Genomic DNA, 20,389 nt, shown 5'->3' with positions numbered 1-20,389 from the left:
CACATTTAAGATAGTCAAATTCCATCTTCAGATGTTAAACTCCATTTCTTATTCGGCCAATGAACCCTCTTAGATCTTCGTCTATAGGCCTATCAAAAGCGGCAGCTCCACCTGGCATTTTTTCTACTTCTCCTGTAACAGTCAGATCCCTTTTCGTTAATGATAATTTCTTTGGCTCTTCAGGTTGGTCTATATCACCTGGTTCTTCACCTGGAATTAATACTCCCCAATTTTATCAATTGAGTCAAAAGCTGTATTAACCAGCAAGGATCTTGTTATTGGCATATCAAAATCAATATCTTTCTTAGCCTTGAGTCTTATGGTGGCTAATGTATTTTTACCCTCTAATGTTTGTTGAGATCCTTTATTGGAAAATGCCGCCATAATCCGTTGTTCAGTATTTCCTATACCTGCAAGTATAGAGTAATTTAGCATACCCTTAGTTACATTGGTTGGTTGAACAATACTTGAATCACATGTGCCATCAGGTTGACATTCTTTAACCAATTCATACTTATTCGGGTCTAATTTCAACTCTAAATTAAAGGCATTGATATCCTTTAATCCTACTCCCATTATTTCTACTAAAAATTCTTCTCCTGCCTTTAACTGTTCTTTATTAGGTCTAATATCTATTAAACCAGCAATTGGACTACCTGTTGCTATAAGTGGTGTTTTTCCTAATTGTCCTGCTACATACATTAAATCATAAGCATCAATTACCCCGTTGTAATTAATATCAACCTTTGATACCTGATCCCATGCTGTATCTGTTTTATCAACACCCATGTAGCTAGCAAAGAATAGTAGATCTTCATCATCAATTGCACCATTTGGTATATTTTCTCCCACTACCGTTCCTACTGTTTTATCTTTTTTATATGGTCTAAATTCTTGAGCAGAACCAAATTTTCCTACAGCATCAGTAATTGTCAACTTAATGTATCTAGCTGTCAGGTTATCGTTAAAGGAAATGGTTTTAACATCCTTATTTCTTTCGAATGTTCCATTAGTGACAATATTTTTGTACGTTTTACCATCTAAACTGACATCTAAATTATATTTTAAGATGGTTCCATTTCCAGCATCAGGTCTTGGAAGATACTCTAATTTATCTAATTGGTAAGCTAACTTCATATCAATTTCATAGGTATGAGGTAATACATTTCCATCAGACCATTCAGTATGCCATAAAGTATTATCATCGCCATCTACAGCTTTAGATCCTTCGCTGCCCGGTTGTTCACTACTTGCTTTTGCTGTCATATTCTTAGGTACGTTTCGATATCGATCAAGCTTTGTTCTAGCTTTAACTTCATCACTCCAAATTGATACTCCCTTTGAGTTTGCTGCTCTAACTCTGTAAGAATATTCTGTATCAGCTGTTAATCCTGAATGTACATAGAAAGGTACTTGTTCACTATCGGTTGCCTTAAACACATTTGTATAAATTACACCATTAATCAATAAATCATAAGTATTCTTACCATCAACTTTATCCCAATTTAATTTGATACTATTATCCGTAATATTTGAATCTTTTGCTCCCAGGCCTGTTGGAACATTTGGTACTGCTTCATCTACTACATCCTTAACTTGGGTATTATTGAAACCAGTTACTATTAATTTAATAGTATTTGCTGAAACATCAGTTTTCCCAACCTTGACATAGAGTTTAGGTGATGTAGTAATCTTCGTTTTTTCAAATTCTGAACCCTCTGTAGAATATTTATTTAAGGTTGGATTTTCATTAAAGAAATAAACATTATCAGAACTTTTGTAATCTTCTTCAGTTGTGACTTCTCTTAATACGACGTCTTTACCTCCAACCTTTACAGATACATTCTTTGGACTTTTACGTGTATTTACTATAAATTCTGTACCTCTATTATTAACTATGCCGTTATAACCTTTTCCTTTTGCCTTTCCAACCGTTATATCAACTCTTTCACCTTTAACATCTGAAGTGATATTGGTTCTAGTATTTTTATCCTTTTTATATTCATTGGTTTTTCCATCATCTTCATATAATGTGAATTTTGATTTACCCGATGGGTACACGTCAAATATTCTATTATCAGAGCCATCTAATTGATTAATAGAATTGTTTTCAGGTGACATTGGAATAATAGCACCCGCCTTAACAAATACAGGGGCCTTCCATAATGGAGCACTAAAATTATTGATGACTGAACCACCCTTATACTGGTCTCCTGTAAAATAATCAATCCAAACTTGATTCTCATCAGGAAGGTAAATTCCGTTTCTTACACCGGCTGCATGATCATTTTCATTATATACTGGTGCCACTAATAAATTAGGTCCCCACATATATTGATATTGTGTTTCTGTACCATACGTATATGGATCATTCGGGTATTCTAGCATCATCCCCCTAATCATAGGCATTGATTTTGATGTTGATTCTTCTGCAAGCGTATAAATATACGGCATCATTTGAGCTTTCAACTTTAAATACATTCTATTAATTGATGCATATGGTTCTCCATAATTCCAAGGATTTTTCGATTTACTATAATCGTCACCTGAAGATGCCCATCCATCCATATCTATTTGAATAGGAGTGAATGCCTTCCATTGGTAATCACGTGTCTGGATGACTTTATCTCCTCCAAATATACCATCCATATCTGAACCAACATTTGGATTTCCTGATAAGCCTGCTCCAATGTAAGTTGGAATATGCATTCTTATATATTCCCAATCTCCGCCATATTGGTCACCAGACCACAATGATGCATAACGTTGAGTACCTGCCCATCCATCAAGAGAAATGACGAAAGGACGTGCTCCTTGAGAGTTTTCTACTTTTTGTATTCCTTCTGCTGCTTGACGTGTCGCATCTAAAGCCATGGAATAACCTTGTCCAACCCAAGCAACATCAGTCTTTATTGCTCTTACACCAGCTTGAACTTCTCCGTCAAGGTCTCTCTGTAAAGGGCTATCCCCTGGTAAACTAGGATTCGGATATAGATTACTTTGTGTCCATAAGCCTACCTCAACATCTTTTGCATTAGCTTCATCGACAAAACTCTTTAAATTGTCTAATCCACCATAACCACATCCATACCCATCATTTGGTAAAAACCAACCTAGAGGCATATCATTCTTATCATATTCATTTAAACTATTAAGTCCATTATTTAATAGTGTTCTTTGGTCCTTATGACCATTATGAGTTCCATTAAAGCAATCAGCCTTCCCTAAATAAAACCCATATTTCGGCATAAGTGCAGCTTTACCTGTTAATTCGGTATATTCACCAATGATCTCTGGAATTGAGTCTTCTACAAAATAATAAGCATCAAATCTATTTTCATTATGAGAAAGGGTGGCTGTTTTAGAAAAATTATAAACGCCTGGCTTAAATGTATTACGCATCACACCATAGCCTTCTGTACTTAAATAAAATGGAACTGGACTAGAAGCAGCACCTGCATCCCAACCACCACCAATTGCAATATTTATTGTTGTATTTCTATGTGAATAGTATCCATTTTGTTGTCCACCACCATAAAAATATTCATTATCTTTTGTATCTAGAGTTTGCAGTGTTTTTCCATCATTATATTTAAGCGGCTCTTTTTCACTCCAAAGTACCTTGGATTTAGATTTATCATATAAGCTCATCTTTGAAGAAGCTTTTTCAATTCTTAACTCTACAGATTTTGTAGAAATCTTATAAAAATAAGCATCGTTTTTATTAACCTTTACATTTATTTTTCCGTATTTTTTATTGTAATCGCTCACATTTTTGTCAATTATCCTTGTGACATGATCTGGTTTATTAGGAGTCGGATATTCCGGAAAATCCCCTTCTGGGTCCAAGTGTAATCTAAATAGGTTATCCTTAAGGAAACTAATTTTTATTTTTTCACCTGTTGATAAATCAAGATATACATCATTTCCATCTTTTATGAGTTTGGTTACTATGCCAATTTTCTTAAACGTTTCATTAGCAACAGCCGAATTATTTACACTATTCTCCTCCAAGGCGTTACCAGTTAAAGGAACTATTATTAACCCTAGGATGACTAATAAAAACAAGCTTGCAATTTTTTTAAGATTATTAGCTATCTTCATTTTTCTTTTCAACAAAATACCTCCCCTACAACTATAAATTCTTCAAGGAAAAAAGGTGTGCTGCGGGTTAAGCCGTAGCGGATTTTTTAATAGCATCTTCTTCATTTCAACCTCTTCTATACCTGACGACTCCATCAACAGCTGTGGCTTGAACATCTAATTTCTCATTCAGGACTACGTAATCAGCTATTTTCCCACTTGATATGCTACCGAACTTCTTATCTTTTCCTATGCTTGCTGCTGGTGATAATGAAGCACTGTGCCATATTTTATACAGTGGTTCACTGCTCCAACTTTTTAAATTTTTGACTCCTTCAATTAATTTCAAAGTGCTACCAGCTAATGATCCTGTTTCTGTTCGAGCCATACCATCTTTCATTACAACAGTGAATTCACCTAGTTGATATTCTCCATCAGGCATTAACCCTGCGCGCATACAGTCCGTAATTAGGACAAGCTTGTCCCCTTTAACACGTAATGCCAATGTTGCAATGTCTGGGTGTACATGAAAACCATCACAAATTAATTCAGCAAATGTGTTAGAATTCGTTAGTGCCGCACCTACCACACCTGGGTTACGATGATGTAATCCTGACATGCCGTTAAATAAATGGACAAAGTTTTGGGCACCCGCATTAATAGCCTTCTTACAGCAATCATGACTTGCGTCCGTATGTGCTATGCAGACAAATACCCCTTCTTTACTTACATTATTAATAAAATCCAACGAGTTTTCTCGTTCAGGAGCTAGGGCAATTTTTACAATAGTTCCCTCAGAAAGACTCTGTAATTCTTGAAATTCCTCATAATCTGGATCCCGAAAATAAATAGAATTTTGTGCTCCTTTATGTTGTTCAGAAAAGTAGGGGCCTTCCAAAAAAATTCCTTCTGATTGTGCACCAGCTAGTCCTTGTCTGACCGCTTCTGTTATCGCGAAAATAGCTTGATCCAAATCTTTTTTAGACGATGTCAATGTTGTTGGTAAAAAACGCGTAACACCAAGATGTAAAATTACTTTCGAGATTTCATGAACTGCTTCCGTAGTTCCGTCCATTATGTCATAACCTTTAATTCCATGAATATGGGTGTCAAATAAACCTGGGGCAATTGTATGTCCACTCCAATCGGCCACATTGGAATCTGAGGGAACCGTCTCTGAAAATCCACCAAATAATCCATTACTTACTTGCAAATATCCACCTGTTTTTTCTTCATTCTCCATTAAATATCGATCTGCTTTGATATAATATTCCACCTTGTATCCGCTTCCTTTTTTACGCTTATATACCAGCTACATCTTCTTCAGATTGTTGCTGTTTTTTTTCAAATTCCTTAATATTTTCTTTACCATCTTTTAAGATTTTATCGATAAATGCATCGAGACTGAGTTCTCGGTGAAATAATCCGCTCAACAACATAGGTAAGTTTGTTCCAGCTACTACTCGAATATTATCTTTACCTGAAGCAATCCTAGAGCACACATTAAATGGAGTTCCACCCGCTAAGTCTGTAAAACATACCACTCCTGCTCCTGTTTCCACATTGTCAATAGCTTTTATGACAACTTGCTCTAATATTGTTACATCTTCTTCAAACGGAATAACCTCTACTTGCTTTATTTCTCCAGCAATTAACTGAACTGACTCAAGCATTCCAGTTGGAAAAGAACCATGTCCTGTTAGCACAATTCCAATCATTTATTTCATCCTCTCTTATCAATATTATTTGTGTTAAGCTATTAAAATTATAAAATATTAAAGTATGATCCTATTAAGCCGACTACAACAGTTAGGCCAATCAGCATCAAGGGAGAACGCCCCTTTTTAAGAAACCAGTACATTAGTAACGTATATAATAACGGCAGCATCGCTGGCATGATCATATCTAATACATCTGATTGGATATTTAATTTTGCGTCTCCAGATTTCCAAACATATTCAACATTAAATGCAACATAAGTGGCAATTAATCCGCCAACTACTGTCAAACCTACAATAGATGCAGCGCGGGAAACGAATTTTGTACCATCTTTTAATTTCACAATAGCTTTAACACCTGTCTTATATCCATAGTTCATTAATCCGAACCGGACACCAAAGTGAATAATATTAAATGAAATTAAAAATACGATTGGTCCAAGGGGGTTCCCCTCTACCGCTAATGAAGCTCCAATACCAGCTGTAATCGGTAGTAACGTCAGGTAAAACAATGCATCCCCTATACCGCCAAGCGGACCCATCATAGCAACACGAATACCACGAATAGCCTCTCTATCTTCTTTCTTTTGTTCCATTGCTAAAATCACACCCATAATAAATGTGACTAAAAACGGATGCGTATTAAAGAATTCCATATGGTCTTTCATTGATTTACTTAAATCTTTTTTATTTTTATGGATATGCCTTAGTCCTGGTAAAATGGAGTAGAGCCATCCAGCCGACTGCATACGTTCGTAGTTAAAAGATGCTTGTAATAGTAAAGAGCGCCATACTAAGATTTTTAATTGTTTCTGTTGTAAATCCGGAGCTTCAGTTACATCTTCATATTGTTTAGATGCCATCGGTGATTTCCTCCTCACTAGGCTGATATTTATCAGGACCTTGTTTTTCTTTGTTTTGGTAAAAATCATACAAGGCGATTGCCAAACCAATTAATGCAATTGCCAGTATTGGCATTTTTAAATAGGCTGCTGCGACAAATCCTATAATAAAGAACATGATATATTCGACTTTCATCATAATTTTCAATAACATCGCAAATCCAATTGCTGGCATAATCCCTCCCGCAATGGACAATCCGCCAATAATCCATTGTGGTACTGTTTCAACAAACCCTGCTGCTTTTTCTGCTCCAAAGAAAATGGGTAAAAACGCTATTACTGCATAGAATGTAAACAGAATTAACAAGCCTAAATAATTTATTCGTTCAATACCTTTATAGTTTGCTTCTAGTGCATATTGATCGGCTTTGTGCATCATTGGTGCAAATACTGTAAAAAATAAGGTAATTAATCCTTGTACAGCTACAGCAAACGGAATTGCCACCCCAACTGCAACTTTTGGGTCCTGACCAGCAATAATACCAAATGCTGTTCCAATTACTCCTCCAATAACAACGTTCGGTGGTTGTGCACCAGCAAGTGGCACCATACCCATCCAAATTAACTCCAAAGTTCCTCCAACTAATAAACCAGTCTGAACGTCCCCTAAAATAAGACCAACAACAAGCCCCGTAACGACCGGACGGTGAATATGGGTCAATCCATTAAATAGATCAACACCGATAATCCCAGCCCATAAAGCAATTAATAATGCTTCGACTAACATAGCTTATCCCCCCAATAATATTTAATTTCATCTATTATTTTTCTAAAAATAAATCTAATATATTTTGTCCCTTTTCGCTTGGTACTCTTCTTAAATCTAGCTTCACACCTAGTTCCCCTAGACGGTTAAATGCAGCAATATCTTTTTCATCAACAGATACAGTAGATGAAATCTGTTTTTTCCCTTCTTCATAGTGCATGTTTCCAATATTCAAATGATCAATTGGCACTCCTCCTTCTTTTAGCACCAATGCATCATGCACATTTTTTACAACTAAGAATATTTTTTGACGCGGAGACGCTTTATGAATGACGTCAATCGTTTTTTGTATTGAAAAATAGCGTGATTGAATAACATCAGGCAATACCATATCCATTAAATTTTGTTGAAATTCATCTGTGGATACCTTGTCATTCGCAACGACAATTAGGTTTGCCCCCAAATGGTTGACCCATGTAACCCCTACTTGTCCATGTATTAAACGATTATCAATTCTGGTTAATAAAATATTGGGTGCTGACATAAAAATTCTTCCTTTCATAAAAGAAATTTTTTTTTGACATTTTAAGATTTGAATTTCAACTTGGCTTCAAAGTAAGAATATTCCATTATTTAAAGTTATGAATTTTCACCCTTAACAACACGATATATCCGACCATTTGGACTTAGATTATCTGAAGTAACACCGAGTGGAATTGACTTTTCCATAGCCAGCTAAGCTAAAATAATATTAACAGCACAATGTAAAAAAAATGTATCTGTTCCAATGTTTACTGAAACCTGATTGTTCTGCAGCTAATTCTCTTAATTTATCAATCCTGTGACATAAATAATTCATTTACAATTGATATCGGACCATTACGAAAACCTAGTGATGAATTATGAATCGTGACAACTTGACCTGCAGATAGTTCAAGCATCTTCAATGCTGCTTCGTATGAAAGCTGCCCTAGTATTCCTGAAAGACAAAGTCTAAAATTGCCTCAATACCCCCTCATATCCGAAAGCGCTTCCATACCAAATAAAGAAAAGGCAGAAAATGAACTCATAGAAATACTGGGTTGCAGACGCCGGTTTCTGGTGAGGTTTTTCATAAAAAACTGATTAACTGATAAAGAAATAGCGGCCAGACAGTTCACAATTTTGCCAACAAAATTATCTTCTATAATCCCTGAGCACACGCATGTTCAATCATTTCCTCGAGTAACTCAGGGATTTCACGGTAAGCTCTCCCGGCAACTTCCACTTCGTAAAACTACATGCAGGACGAAAGGACTTGATTGAGGGCATTGAATCTTACCTCTCAATTAACTGAGTGACAACCGCTTGATTCATTAATTGTTGAATCAGTTGATGAATCACTTTTTTTACCTCTAATTCCTGTCGTCATTAAAAGACACAACGCTTAAATTCAATTATTTTTTAACTTTCTCGAACCACGAACTGGCTGTCTCTTTCAATACTACATTCAGTTCTTCAATATTTCTTTTACCTGTATCTTGTAACCAGACACGGCCTGCTTGTTCTCCACTTATAGCATAAGGTGCCACACCATCTTTCCAAGTTGCCCGGCCACATAACACACCGTTAAAGGTAGAACCGGATTCTTTGGCAAATTTCAATGTTTCTTGGAATAGCTTTGCACTTACCCCTGCACTTAAGAAGATAAACGGCAGTTCTGTTGCTTCACTCTGTTCTTTGAAAAGAATGGCAGCTTCTTCTTTACTGTAAACAGTGTCGCCTTCCGCATAACCTTCCACAAAGTTCATATCTACCGGAACTTCAACTTTCAACACATCAACTTGATATTGAGGTTTGGAGAACTCCTTCATGGCCCTGATCACTTTATTCGGTTTCACTTTTGCATACTCTTTACTTTTCACATCATTATTTCCAGCATCATAAGTGACTATTTCCAAGAAAAATGGAAGATCTTCAGCCGCACACTCGGATCCAACACGTTCCATATAGACATGCTTATAGGTATTGATTTTCTCTTCTTCATCTACATCATAATAAAGTAAGAATTTTACAGCATCAGCGCCGGCTTCCTTCAAACGTTTTACTGAACATTCTGGTAATAAGTCAGGCAACCGGCCCACTTCTGACGCATCGTAACCGGTTTTTTCATAGGCCACTAATAAACCTGTGTTCTTATCGCGGACTTTTGCTGCTGGCAGACCATACTCTGGGTCCAAAAGAATAGCGGTTGAAAACGGTGTTAATTCCTCAGAAACCAATTCTTTGAAACGGATGATACCTTCATCTCCCACATGATTTGTATCGCCAGACGCAACCATTTTTTTCAATGAGTCACGTTGATCAATGGCTAATGCTCCAATCACACCATTTTCATCAGATAAACGTTTAAGTGCTTCTAATTTATTTTTGGTTAGTTCTAACATCGGCTTTTCTCCTCTATCAATCTATTTTTTTCACTTTTACGAAATCAAAGTACTGTTTAAATTTGTTTATATTAATATAACCGGTTCCGGCTTCCATGGTATTCAACATTCCTGTGGTCATAGCCGTTTTCAGCACAGACTCTACTGTTTGATTTCGGTTCAGTGCCACAGCTAACCCAGCAACGGTCGCATCTCCGGACCCTACAGGATTGACCACATCTATTTTTGGAATCGTTACCTGATAATAATCATCCCCATGCCTGACAAAGGCGCCTTTATCACCCATGGACACGACAATCCACTCAATCCCCTTAAAAATCTCATGGTTTAACATTTGTTTCAAATCGATGATTCCAGCCTCAGCTTCGAAGCCCAATAGCTGAGACAATTCCACAGTATTCGGCTTGATGGCAAATGGTTTTTTATCATGTATCAAGACTTGTTTTAACGATTCCCCTGATGAATCAACTATCACGGGCTTTCCCTTATTACGACTGATTTCAACCATTTTACGGTAATAGTGAGTTGGTAACCCTTTCGGTAAACTTCCTGAAATCGTAACAAGTGAAGCGGTTGTAAGCAGGCATTCGAACTTTTTTAAAAAAGCTGTCCCTTCTTCTTTGGATAACGTCGGTCCAGATTCTAAAATCTCTGTTTGCATTCCCTCATGAATGATGGCGATACAATTTCTTGATTCATTTTTGATTTTCAAAAAGTCATTGGGAATATTACTTTTATTTAATTCCTGAACAATGTAATCACCAATCGTTCCGCCTAACACACCTGTCGACAAGACCTCTTCTTCCATCTGTGCAATCACTCGGGCAACATTCAAGCCTTTTCCACCAGCCGTTTTTCGTACCGTTTCTACCCGGTTGATATCGTCAAACTTGAATCGATCAACCGGATAAGAAATATCGACCGATGGGTTCATTGTTACAGCTAAAATCATCGTAATCACTCTTTCTGGTTGTTGTTTAGGTTTGATAACGACAAACACATTCATGTAAGTCGCGATTAAATCCTACTCAGGATTAAACAATAAATATCGATTTCTCCATCTTTAATTTCCTGAAAACCAGGAACTACCACTTTCAAGAAAAACTTATCTGCAAAAATAAATGTAGACATGCTTCTTCTCCTTATATTATAAAACGCGTTCAAGTACATTCTATTTACTTATATTCGTATACGGTTACGCCTTTAACTACACGATTAACCGTTCCTGTCGGTGAAGGTGTATCAGGTGTATTACCGACTTTTACGGAAGCTAGTAGTGAGACAGTCTGCCCAATCATGACAAAAGGTAATGTCAGGTAAGCATCTGGTACGGATTGAGCATCTCTGCCGAATAAAAACGTGTTCCCAACAAATCTGGTTTTGCCATCGACTTCAATAGCACAAATGTAGTTGGCAATGCTATCTCGCTGCAATTCATTTAACATATCCAAATCATATTGACGTGTATAAGGATGATTGGAAACAAAAACAAAAACCAACGCTTTTTCATTGACAAATGATTTAGGACCGTGTCGGAATCCCAATGGCGAATCAAATGCAGTAACAATTTTACCAGCTGTTAGCTCTAATACTTTTAACTGCGATTCTCTCGCTAAGCCTTCTAAACTTCCTGAGCCCAGATAAATAATCCGTTCAAAATCACGATCGATGATTTTTTGAATATCCTTTTCTCTACGAATAACACTTTCACCCATTTGGCGAATCGTTTGGACAATTGACCCTTTTTCCTCCAATAAAAGCGGATCAAAAACGAGTAATGTCGTTAGTGTCATGCATGAGTAGCTTCCGGTCATGGCAAATCCTTGATCATTGGCTCTTTCGGGCATCAATAACAAAAGATTGTGTTCATCACCTTTTGCCCTTATCGCTAACTTGCCATCATTTGCACAAGTAATCGTTAACTGGTAGAAGTCCGTTACGATTTGTTCAGCTAATTCTACGGCAGCCATACTTTCAGGGCTATTGCCACTTCGAGCAAATGAAACCAACAAGGTTGGGAAATTTGCTTTTAAAAATTCATAGGGGTTAGACACCAAATTGGTAGTCGGTACACTCAGCAATTCCCACTTTTTTTCATCCACTTTTCCTTTTAAATAAGGTGTAACAGTTTCACCGACATAGGCAGAAGTTCCAGCACCTGTAAAAATGACACGAATTCGTTCATGCTGCTTAGCCAGTTTTTGCAAAAATGCTTGAATCTCTTCGTGTTTCTTTGTATACAATGAATAGGTTTCATCCCATAAAACAGGTTGTTGCTTGATTTCCTCTGTTGTAATCGATGCACCTAACGATACTAATTTTTCTTTATTAAGTGTAAACATCTTCGACACTCCTCTTTTTATAATCTATCGAATACTCGCAATCCTGCACCAATGACGCCATTATCTTGCTTCATTGTGCTGATGCTCATTTTGTCCAAAATATGTTGTTGTTCAGGTAATTGGTAGCTTTTTAGCTTTTCTTTCATTAACTTAAGCATAAATGGATTGTTTACGATGACACTGCCTCCGAAAACCATTCTATGTGGATCCAATAAACAGGAAATCGCATAAAGTCCTTGAGCTAAGTTGTCAGTCACTTCTTCAATGATGGGTAAATATTCACAAGTCCCATTTGCATAGCCTGCAAAGACTTCTTTAGCGGAAATTTGTTCAACTTGCAATTCCTTTTCTGCCAACTTTTCGATGGCCGGTCCAGCAGCCACTTTTTCCAATCGCTTATTTCCCATATAGTCTGCCTTCGAAAGTACAGGTATCAACCCAAGTTCCCCGGCGAATCCGGCCCCCCTGAAAAATGAACCATTTTGAATGATGGAACAGGAGATTCCGGTACTAATAGTCACATAGATAAATGTCTCATTCCGCTTTACCTGAGCAGCCTTCCACTCGGCAAATGCCGCCATATAAACATCATTGTCAATACTAATCTGTTCGAGTCCGAATTGCTCCCGTAAACGAGCAGTGATTGGAAACTGTTCCCATGGTAGATTATTTTGAAAAATAGCCATGCCTTTTTCACAATCCACTTTACCAGGCACACCCACACCGATGCCCTCTATGTCAGCTAAGGAAAAAGATGATTTTTCAAGAACTTGTTCCACTGCTTCTATAACTCTGGCAAACATTTTTTCCCGATCTGAAGGATCACTTTTTACATCCACGCGCTTTAGCAATTCTCCCGATTCCGTAATGATACCCGCTGCAATTTTTGTCCCTCCAATGTCAATGCCGATTGCCTTTTTCATTTTGCTGCACCTCTTATTCCTATCCATCGTCTTCTTTTTGAACAAGCGATTCCGAACACGTCATAAACTTTTTCCAACTTCCACCAAAAGTCAATTCCTTCAGACTTTTCATCCCTCATTTATGTAGTTGGGTTGTTGGTACAAGTTTACTTTAATAAAAACTCATAGCCAAAATACTATGAGTTTTTTAAAACGAAATTCAGTATAAAAGTGTCTGCAATAAGCCTGTCTTCCAAAAACCATACTTACAATCTATATTTATTTATTTTACACCACTACCACTTGTTGGGTCAACCCTACAAGTGGTAGTGGTATCCTAGAATTAATTTTAGATATAGGTAAAAGTTAGCCCTATTGAATCCTCTATATTTTTCTATTTATTTTCCGCCTGTTACTGCAATTCCTTCAATAAATTGTTTTTGCAAGAAGATAAATAAAATCAGCATTGGCAGTATCGCTAAAAAGGAGCCCGCCATAAGTATAGGATAGTTTGTTAAATATTGACCTTGGAGCGATGACAATCCGACAGAAAGTGTCATTGCTTCAGGAGAACTATTTACAATCATTGGCCACATCAATTCATTCCAGCTCCAAAGAGTAGTGAAAATACCCAAAGCAATCAAACCAGGTTTGGCGAGGGGTAGCATTATTTTCCAGTAAATTTGGAAATGGTTACATCCATCAAGTCTGGCTGCCTCTTCTAGTTCTTTTGGAAGCCCCATAAAGAATTGCCTTAGCAGGAACGTACCGAATGCACTAAACAGACCTGGGACTATTACCGCCTGTAATGTGTTTAACCAGCCAAGTTCCACCATAATCATATATTGCGGGAGTAAAAACACTTGCCCTGGTACCATTAATACCGATAAAGCTAACATAAACAGAATATTCCTGCCTGGAAATTCAATCCTAGCGAATGCATAGGCGGCTAACGAACACAAAAATAGCTGCCCTGCTGTCCGGACGACCGTAATTATAAAGGTATTAAATATAAATTTGAAAAAAGGCAGAAGTCCAAAAACCTCAATATAGTTCCCCCATTGGAAATCCTTTGGAATTATAACAGGCGGAACATGAATAGACTCAGCATAAGTTTTTAATGAGGTTAAGATCATCCATAAAAAAGGCATGACCATTGCCACAGATCCAACAATAAGGACGAAATGGATAAGGAATGTCTTACTTGTTACAATCTGTCTCGTTCTTTCCAATGGTTCTCCCTCCTTTAGTCATAATGAACCCATTTTTTCTGTAAGACCATTTGGATTGCAGTGATGATCAGGATTACTATTAATAATAGAACAGCGATTGCTGCTGCATATCCCTTATCGTTTAAAACGAAAGCGTGCTGATAGAATAAATAAACAACCGATTGTGTGCTTTCCAAGGCTGTACTACTTTTTCCAATCATCATGAAAATTAAATCAAACACCTGAAAAGCTCCAATTAGAGAAGTGATGCTTACAAAGAAAATAACAGGAGAGAGCAGTGGCAGTGTAATTTTAAAGAACACACTGATTGGACCCGCTCCATCCATTTCCGCTGCTTCATAATAGGACTTTGGAATTCCTTGTAGTCCGGAAAGGAAAATGACCATGTTATAACCAATTCCACTCCAGATTGCTACGACAATAATCGAATATAAGGCAATTTTCGGATCACTTACCCATTGTGGGCCCTTGATTCCGAATAGAGATAAAAGATAGTTTAGCAGTCCGTAATCAGAATTGTAAAGCCATTTCCAAACCATTGCGATGGCAGCTGGCATAGTAATTACGGGTAAGAAATATAATGTGCGATAAACGGATTTCCCTTTAATATTTTGGTTCAGGAGTACAGCTATTAGAATAGATAGGAAAATCCCGATGGGAACAGTAAAGATAATATAAATCCCCGTATTCTTAAATGATTTTATTAGGTTAGTATCCTCGAGCATCCGCTTATAGTTATCTAACCCCGTCCACTCATATTGACCAAATGCTCCCCATTCGGTGAAACTAAAGTAAAAGGTCTGAAAGATAGGCCACAGGTAAAAAATAAACAAACCTAACATGGTAGGAGCAATCATGAGATAAGCCCAAAAGAAGTCTGAACTTTTCCTTGTCTTCGTTAAGTTAGAAACCTTAAGTCTTGTATTCGTTTTCACTTCAACCTGTAGAGGGTGTTCCGTCACTGTATTCACTCCTTTTAAGGAAAGAAGAGAAGAATCATCTTTTCTTCTTCATTTTTTCTATTTCTTAGATAGCGCCTCATTTGCCTTTGCTGTTAACTTTTTTACAGCGTCTTCTACACTTTCTTCTTCACTCCAAACCTTTTTAAGAACGTCTGTTTCATACTGCCAAATTTCTCCTGTTCTTGTCACACTAGGCAGTGGAACAGAATAATCGGCACCATCAATAAAAGCTTGAAGATTGATATTTGGAACGGCTTGTATCCAAGCATCTTGTGTATCATTAAAAGCTGGAATAACCGTCCCTGTTTTCGCAAATATATCTGCTGCTTCTTTAGAGCCTAGGAACTGGACAAACTTCCATGAAGCATCTTCATGCTTTGTGTTAGCCGCAATAACATTGGCTAGCCCATGAATAGCAACCGCGCGCTGTTTTCCTTTTGGTACTACAGCAACATTGATATCAGGATTATTCTTATACTCTTGTACCATCCAAGGACCATCAAACATCATCGCTACTTTCCCTGAAGAGAATAATTCAGAAGCAGCTGTTTCTGTCATTTGAGCTTGTGTTGGAGATAAACCCTCCTTAATGAAACTAATATTATAATTAAGTGCATCAATGGCCTCCGGTTGATCAAAGCCTACGGACTTTCCATCGTCAGAAATAATATAACCGCCATTTTGCCAAATAAAATCATAATAGCCACCTTGGTTGCCCATTAATGCAGCATAGCCCCAAATACCTTTTTCCTTATCTGTCAGTTTTTTAGCGACTTCCTTTAACTTATTCCAATCCCAAGTGTCATCTGGATATGGCACTCCTGCTTCATCAAAGATTTTTTTGTTATACCATAAGCCCGTTGTATCAAAGTCTTTTGGAATACCAAATATTTCTCCTTTAACAGTATAAAGATCAATTAAAGATTTTGGATAATTATCTAAGCTAAGGTTTTCTTTTTTTGCAAGGTCAGTAAGGGGGAGGATTACCTTTCCTTCTGCATATTGGTCAACATGGGCACCATTCATCCACATAACATCTGGCAACGCCGCGCCAGTTGCAGCAGTTTCAAGTTTTTGAAAATACTGGCCATAAGGAGTAATTTCCGTTTTCACTTTAATGTTCGGATATTTTTCGTTAAATAATTTGATAACTTCATCTATCGCAGTGACTTGCTTCTTATCCCAAAATCCATAAGTAATTTCAACCTTTCCGTCCCCTGATGCAGCGTCATCATTACTACATCCGGCTAATCCTATTAATCCTAAAACTACGGTTAAAAGCATTATTAGCCATTTTTTCATCATGTTACCTTCTTTCAAATAAAGTTTAGTAGATTTCTAACAAAATACTCCTAGAACACGAATGGTTATATTACAAATTTCCCCATGATTGCCCTTACATTTATTTCATCCATTAAAACTATTGCACTACATAACTGAAAAATACGTACGAATGCTTATTTATAGGACTTACCACCTCCACTAAATAAAATAGTCTCGGGAAATTAAACCAGGATGTGAACAACTTTCTTTATATTGAATTCACACTCCAAAAAATGGAAAATGGTACTTTTCTATTAATATTGGGAAACTACTTACCTCTTGGCTTTTCTTTTAAACTATTATAATAATCGTCAATATTAATGGATTGACCCTGTTTTAACCTTGACTCTTCAGCAGCAAATGCCATTAGGTGACTTCTTACTGAAGCAAGCGCGGAAGAAACGCTATCTTGTTTATTTCCATATTGAATTTCTCTCAAGAAAGTTCTAATGATGCTGTTATCTCCACCACCATGTCCACCAATGGGATTGTCAAATTTTATTACCGTTTCATGCTTGGTGAGAAAATTAAAGATCGAAATTCTATTTTCCTCCATATTTCCACGTATTTCTCCTTTTGTTCCCATTATTTGAACAATACGTGTTTGATCCTTTGTGAATCCGCACATACTAAACGTCGCTGTTGCTCCACCCTCGAATTCCATATTTACAACTTGATGATCCACCACATTATTATCTGAGCGATATACGCATTTTCCAAATGGGGTTTCATTTAATGCTTTTATTATTCCTTCATTTGTATAGTCTTCTGTAAATTTCCTTGCCCATCCTTTTCCTTCACCAAGATAATACCTTCCAGCATGAAATGGACATTCATGTTCAACAGGACAGCCATCTAAACATCTCTTCGGCGCTCCAATTGGTGCATTATCTTCCTTAAAATGCATAAGCGAACCATATGAACTAATACGTTTACACTCCTTGTCTATCACAAAAGAAATAATATCCATATCATGACATGACTTTTGCAAAATCATCGGACTTGTTTTTTCTTTATTATTCCAATTCCCACGTACAAAGCTATGCGACATATGCATGACTTCTACATTTTCATTTAATTGCAGCGATACTACCTCTCCAATTTCCCCTGAGGAAATAACCTTTTTAATCGTTGCCCAAAATTCTGTATACCTCAATACATGGCATATTGTAAGATGTCGATTATACTTTTGGGCTGCTTGTTCCATCGCTATGCATTCCATTGGATCTGGGGACATAGGCTTTTCCAACAGAACATGATAACCCAGTTCCAATGCTTTCATGGTTGGTTTAAAGTGATTGCGATCAAGTGTACATATAATAGCTATATCTGCTATTTTTCTTCCTAGATTGAATACATCTTCCCACGACTCATAACAATTTTCGTTGGAAATATTATGTTCTTGTTGAAATTTAGTTCTTCTTTCTTTGTTCGGCTCAGCCACACCTGTGATCTTTAATTCATGAGGATAATCAATAGCATAAGGGGCATAAGCTCTTACCCCTCTGTCACCTGCTCCGATAATTATTGCTGTCATTTGTTTCATGGTATACTCTCCTATCTTCCATTTTTCCGATCGTTTTCCTGATTTATTCCAAACGTTTTCCAATAAATTTTAAAAAAAGAACCGCTTAGGTTCGTTTTATGTTAGATGATTCCCGAAGGACTAATTCAAATGGCAATATGATTTTTATCGGAAGTTTAATCTTCCCTTCTACCATTTCCAAAATAGTCTTAGCTGCAATTTTTCCCATTTCATATTTAGGGATTTCTACCGTCGAAAGCTGTGGAGACGAATATTTACCCATTTCAATATTGTCAACCCCAAAGAAAGCGATATCCTCTGGAATTCTAAGTTTATTTTCCCTGACAGCTCTCATGGCAGGGATGGCCATCAAGTCACTCGCACAAACCATCGCTGTTGGCAAATGCAATGGGTCTCTTTTAATCAAACTTTTCATTTTCTCATAGCTATTTTCCATTTTCCACTGTGTATTCATTACCCATTCAGATTGGATGGCTAGCCCGGCTTCTTCCATGGCATGTTTAAAACCTTTAAACCGATGTTCAGCATATAAATCTTCAAAAGTTTCATTAACACCTCCACCAATAAAACCTATGTCCTGGTGACCTTGCTTAACTAAATACTGAACCACCATTTTAATAGATTCCTCGCGATCGTAGTCTACGATCGCTATATTTTTATCTGTATAAAAAAAGTCCAATCCTACAAGAGGTATATTTTGTTGTATATATTCGATAATGCTGTCATTAATCTTATCGATAAGAAGCAGTCCTTCAATCCCCGAATCATGTATAGTCTTAAGAAGTAGCGACTCGTTTTCAAGTTCATCCCTGGTAATACTAATCAAGTTGTAATCATGATCTGTTAATACATCACGAATACCTGTATAAATATTTGCAAAGTAAGGGTTAATTTCCGCTTGTTTTGGATTGGCTACCCATCCAATTTTCATTGTTCTTATGTTATTTTTCCCTTGCTTGTTAGCAACTAAATTTCGAGCATGCTGATTTGGTATATACCCTAACTCCTTAACAGCCTCCCAAATTTTTGCTTTTGTTTCCTGGTTAACATTTCGTGTCTGATCATTTTGAATTACTCTCGAAACAGTAGAAATAGAAACACCTACACGTTCAGCAATATCCTTTAATCTTATCACTAATAAAACACCTCTTAATTATGTAGTTAAGCGCTTTCTTATAAAGGATAACAAAAATTATTATCCTTTATAAAGAAAACTTTTAGAATATTTGTAATGTTTTAAGAGTAGTTTTATTTCGTTCCATGAGATACTCATTTTCGCTTAATGGTTAATGGGTTGTAGGTACAAGTTGGATTAAAAAAAGGTTCCAACAAACCATTTTTGTCGCAATAAGCTCCGGGTTATTGACAGAAAATTATGACTAATATAAATATATACCCCCACCGTTAACCTGTCAACCCAACAACTTAAATAAATAAAAAAAACTCATAGACACAATGCTATGAGTGATTCAACCTTTACGATAGTTCGGTGTAAAAGCGGCAGCGATCGCCTCGTACTATGGATATACAAAATTCAACAGGCATTCCATTGTTATCATAGGCTGTTCGTTCAAGCAACAGTGCCGGACGGCCTTCTCTCGTTTGAAGGTACTCACTTTCTTCAGCACGAATGAGGACGGGTTCAAATGCCTCTTTTGCTCTGGTTACTACGATATTAAATTGTTGTGAAAATAGATCATATAGTGAAATTTCGCCAACTTTTTTAAGTTGCTCCGTATCTGAGACCACGTTTTTAGGGATGAAAGATGATTCCAAAATATACGGCTCATCATTGGCACAACGAAGGCGTTTCATTTCAATGACATTATCATCTTCTCCAAGCAGCAGCGCTTCCCTGATTTTTGCAGATGGTTTAACTTCCTCTATTTTTAGAATGATATCTTTGGGGTTCATTCCTTTTTCTTTTAATACTTTGCTAAAGCTGTAAAAACCCATCAATGACTGTTGCAATTTTGGTTTTGCCACGAAGGTACCTTTTCCTTGAATCCGGTAAAGGATACCTTCCTGTACTAGCTCCTCAATTGCTTTTTTTGCTGTGTTCCGGCTCACACCGAATTGGTCCATTAATTGATTTTCAGATGGGATTTTGTCACCATGCGTCCAATTCCCCTTTTCAATAGAACCCTTCAGCCTCTCCATTAATTGGTGATAAAGTGGAATTACACTTTCGTGCTGCAATGGTTTCATTATAATAAGCCTACCTACCTTCCATCCATACTTACATTC

General features: G+C 36.9%; 16 protein-coding genes. All 16 read right to left on the bottom strand.

Annotated features, from left to right (window positions below; genetic code table 11):
* Positions 1-216: 216 nt before the first annotated feature.
* Entirely contained in the window at positions 217-4,116 is a 3,900-nt protein-coding gene (locus tag ACQKKK_RS10185; protein WP_427616033.1) for a TIM-barrel domain-containing protein, read from the bottom strand.
* Positions 4,117-4,210: 94 nt separating this feature from the next.
* Positions 4,211-5,359, bottom strand: a complete 1,149-nt coding sequence (gene nagA, locus ACQKKK_RS10180; RefSeq protein ID WP_427616031.1) for an N-acetylglucosamine-6-phosphate deacetylase — start codon at positions 5,357-5,359, stop codon at positions 4,211-4,213.
* Positions 5,360-5,384: 25 nt separating this feature from the next.
* A complete protein-coding gene (locus ACQKKK_RS10175) occupies positions 5,385-5,801 on the bottom strand; it encodes a PTS sugar transporter subunit IIA (protein ID WP_427616029.1) in 417 nt (138 codons plus the stop codon).
* Between the two features lie 47 nt (positions 5,802-5,848).
* The gene (locus ACQKKK_RS10170; RefSeq protein ID WP_427616028.1) at positions 5,849-6,664 is read right to left on the bottom strand and encodes a PTS system mannose/fructose/sorbose family transporter subunit IID; all 816 of its coding nucleotides are present in this window, start codon (positions 6,662-6,664) and stop codon (positions 5,849-5,851) included.
* Complete coding sequence (agaW, locus tag ACQKKK_RS10165) at positions 6,654-7,430, bottom strand: PTS N-acetylgalactosamine transporter subunit IIC (protein WP_427616026.1); 777 nt, start codon at positions 7,428-7,430, stop codon at positions 6,654-6,656. Before agaW ends, ACQKKK_RS10170 begins: the two co-directional genes overlap by 11 nt.
* A 34-nt stretch (positions 7,431-7,464) precedes the next feature.
* Positions 7,465-7,953: a PTS N-acetylgalactosamine transporter subunit IIB gene (gene agaV, locus ACQKKK_RS10160; RefSeq protein ID WP_427616024.1), complete on the bottom strand. Its 489-nt coding sequence runs from the start codon at positions 7,951-7,953 to the stop codon at positions 7,465-7,467.
* An 892-nt stretch (positions 7,954-8,845) separates the two neighbouring features.
* Entirely contained in the window at positions 8,846-9,835 is a 990-nt protein-coding gene (lacD, locus tag ACQKKK_RS10155) for a tagatose-bisphosphate aldolase (protein ID WP_427616022.1), read from the bottom strand.
* A gap of 16 nt (positions 9,836-9,851) precedes the next feature.
* On the bottom strand, positions 9,852-10,787 hold the full coding sequence (gene lacC / locus ACQKKK_RS10150; protein ID WP_427616020.1) for a tagatose-6-phosphate kinase: 936 nt from the start codon (positions 10,785-10,787) through the stop codon (positions 9,852-9,854).
* A 223-nt stretch (positions 10,788-11,010) separates the two neighbouring features.
* A complete protein-coding gene (agaS, locus tag ACQKKK_RS10145) occupies positions 11,011-12,177 on the bottom strand; it encodes an SIS domain-containing protein (protein WP_427616019.1) in 1,167 nt (388 codons plus the stop codon).
* A 17-nt stretch (positions 12,178-12,194) separates the two neighbouring features.
* On the bottom strand, positions 12,195-13,100 hold the full coding sequence (locus ACQKKK_RS10140) for an ROK family protein (RefSeq protein WP_427616017.1): 906 nt from the start codon (positions 13,098-13,100) through the stop codon (positions 12,195-12,197).
* Between the two features lie 377 nt (positions 13,101-13,477).
* Complete coding sequence (locus ACQKKK_RS10135) at positions 13,478-14,236, bottom strand: carbohydrate ABC transporter permease (protein WP_427616211.1); 759 nt, start codon at positions 14,234-14,236, stop codon at positions 13,478-13,480.
* A gap of 89 nt (positions 14,237-14,325) precedes the next feature.
* Positions 14,326-15,246 carry a carbohydrate ABC transporter permease gene (locus ACQKKK_RS10130; protein WP_427616210.1) on the bottom strand — a complete coding sequence of 307 codons (921 nt, stop codon included), beginning with the start codon at positions 15,244-15,246 and terminating at the stop codon, positions 14,326-14,328.
* Between the two features lie 84 nt (positions 15,247-15,330).
* A complete protein-coding gene (locus ACQKKK_RS10125; protein WP_427616209.1) occupies positions 15,331-16,575 on the bottom strand; it encodes an ABC transporter substrate-binding protein in 1,245 nt (414 codons plus the stop codon).
* Positions 16,576-16,864: 289 nt separating this feature from the next.
* Entirely contained in the window at positions 16,865-18,142 is a 1,278-nt protein-coding gene (locus tag ACQKKK_RS10120; RefSeq protein ID WP_427616015.1) for a Gfo/Idh/MocA family protein, read from the bottom strand.
* 85 nt (positions 18,143-18,227) lie between these two features.
* Positions 18,228-19,277 (bottom strand): LacI family DNA-binding transcriptional regulator, encoded by a 1,050-nt coding sequence (locus ACQKKK_RS10115; protein WP_427616013.1) that lies wholly within the window; start codon positions 19,275-19,277, stop codon positions 18,228-18,230.
* 341 nt (positions 19,278-19,618) lie between these two features.
* Positions 19,619-20,350 (bottom strand): GntR family transcriptional regulator, encoded by a 732-nt coding sequence (locus ACQKKK_RS10110; protein ID WP_427616011.1) that lies wholly within the window; start codon positions 20,348-20,350, stop codon positions 19,619-19,621.
* Between the last annotated feature and the right edge of the window lie 39 nt (positions 20,351-20,389).

The sequence above is a fragment of the Peribacillus sp. NPDC006672 genome (assembly GCF_050274955.1).
GTDB lineage: Bacteria > Bacillota > Bacilli > Bacillales > DSM-1321 > Peribacillus.
The sequence above is the reverse complement of the archived record's forward strand: the minus strand, read 5'-3'. Positions and strand labels throughout refer to the sequence as shown.

Excerpts from the sequence above, each read along its gene's own strand:
- ACQKKK_RS10175 (WP_427616029.1), bottom strand. The coding sequence starts at position 5,801 with ATGATTGGAATTGTGCTAACAGGACATGGTTCTTTTCCAACTGGAATG.
- ACQKKK_RS10170 (WP_427616028.1), bottom strand. The coding sequence starts at position 6,664 with ATGGCATCTAAACAATATGAAGATGTAACTGAAGCTCCGGATTTACAA.
- agaW (WP_427616026.1), bottom strand. The coding sequence starts at position 7,430 with ATGTTAGTCGAAGCATTATTAATTGCTTTATGGGCTGGGATTATCGGT.
- agaV (WP_427616024.1), bottom strand. The coding sequence starts at position 7,953 with ATGTCAGCACCCAATATTTTATTAACCAGAATTGATAATCGTTTAATA.
- lacD (WP_427616022.1), bottom strand. The coding sequence starts at position 9,835 with ATGTTAGAACTAACCAAAAATAAATTAGAAGCACTTAAACGTTTATCT.
- lacC (WP_427616020.1), bottom strand. The coding sequence starts at position 10,787 with ATGATTTTAGCTGTAACAATGAACCCATCGGTCGATATTTCTTATCCG.
- agaS (WP_427616019.1), bottom strand. The coding sequence starts at position 12,177 with ATGTTTACACTTAATAAAGAAAAATTAGTATCGTTAGGTGCATCGATT.
- ACQKKK_RS10140 (WP_427616017.1), bottom strand. The coding sequence starts at position 13,100 with ATGAAAAAGGCAATCGGCATTGACATTGGAGGGACAAAAATTGCAGCG.
- ACQKKK_RS10135 (WP_427616211.1), bottom strand. The coding sequence starts at position 14,236 with ATGGTCATGCCTTTTTTATGGATGATCTTAACCTCATTAAAAACTTAT.
- ACQKKK_RS10125 (WP_427616209.1), bottom strand. The coding sequence starts at position 16,575 with ATGAAAAAATGGCTAATAATGCTTTTAACCGTAGTTTTAGGATTAATA.
- ACQKKK_RS10120 (WP_427616015.1), bottom strand. The coding sequence starts at position 18,142 with ATGAAACAAATGACAGCAATAATTATCGGAGCAGGTGACAGAGGGGTA.
- ACQKKK_RS10110 (WP_427616011.1), bottom strand. The coding sequence starts at position 20,350 with ATGAAACCATTGCAGCACGAAAGTGTAATTCCACTTTATCACCAATTA.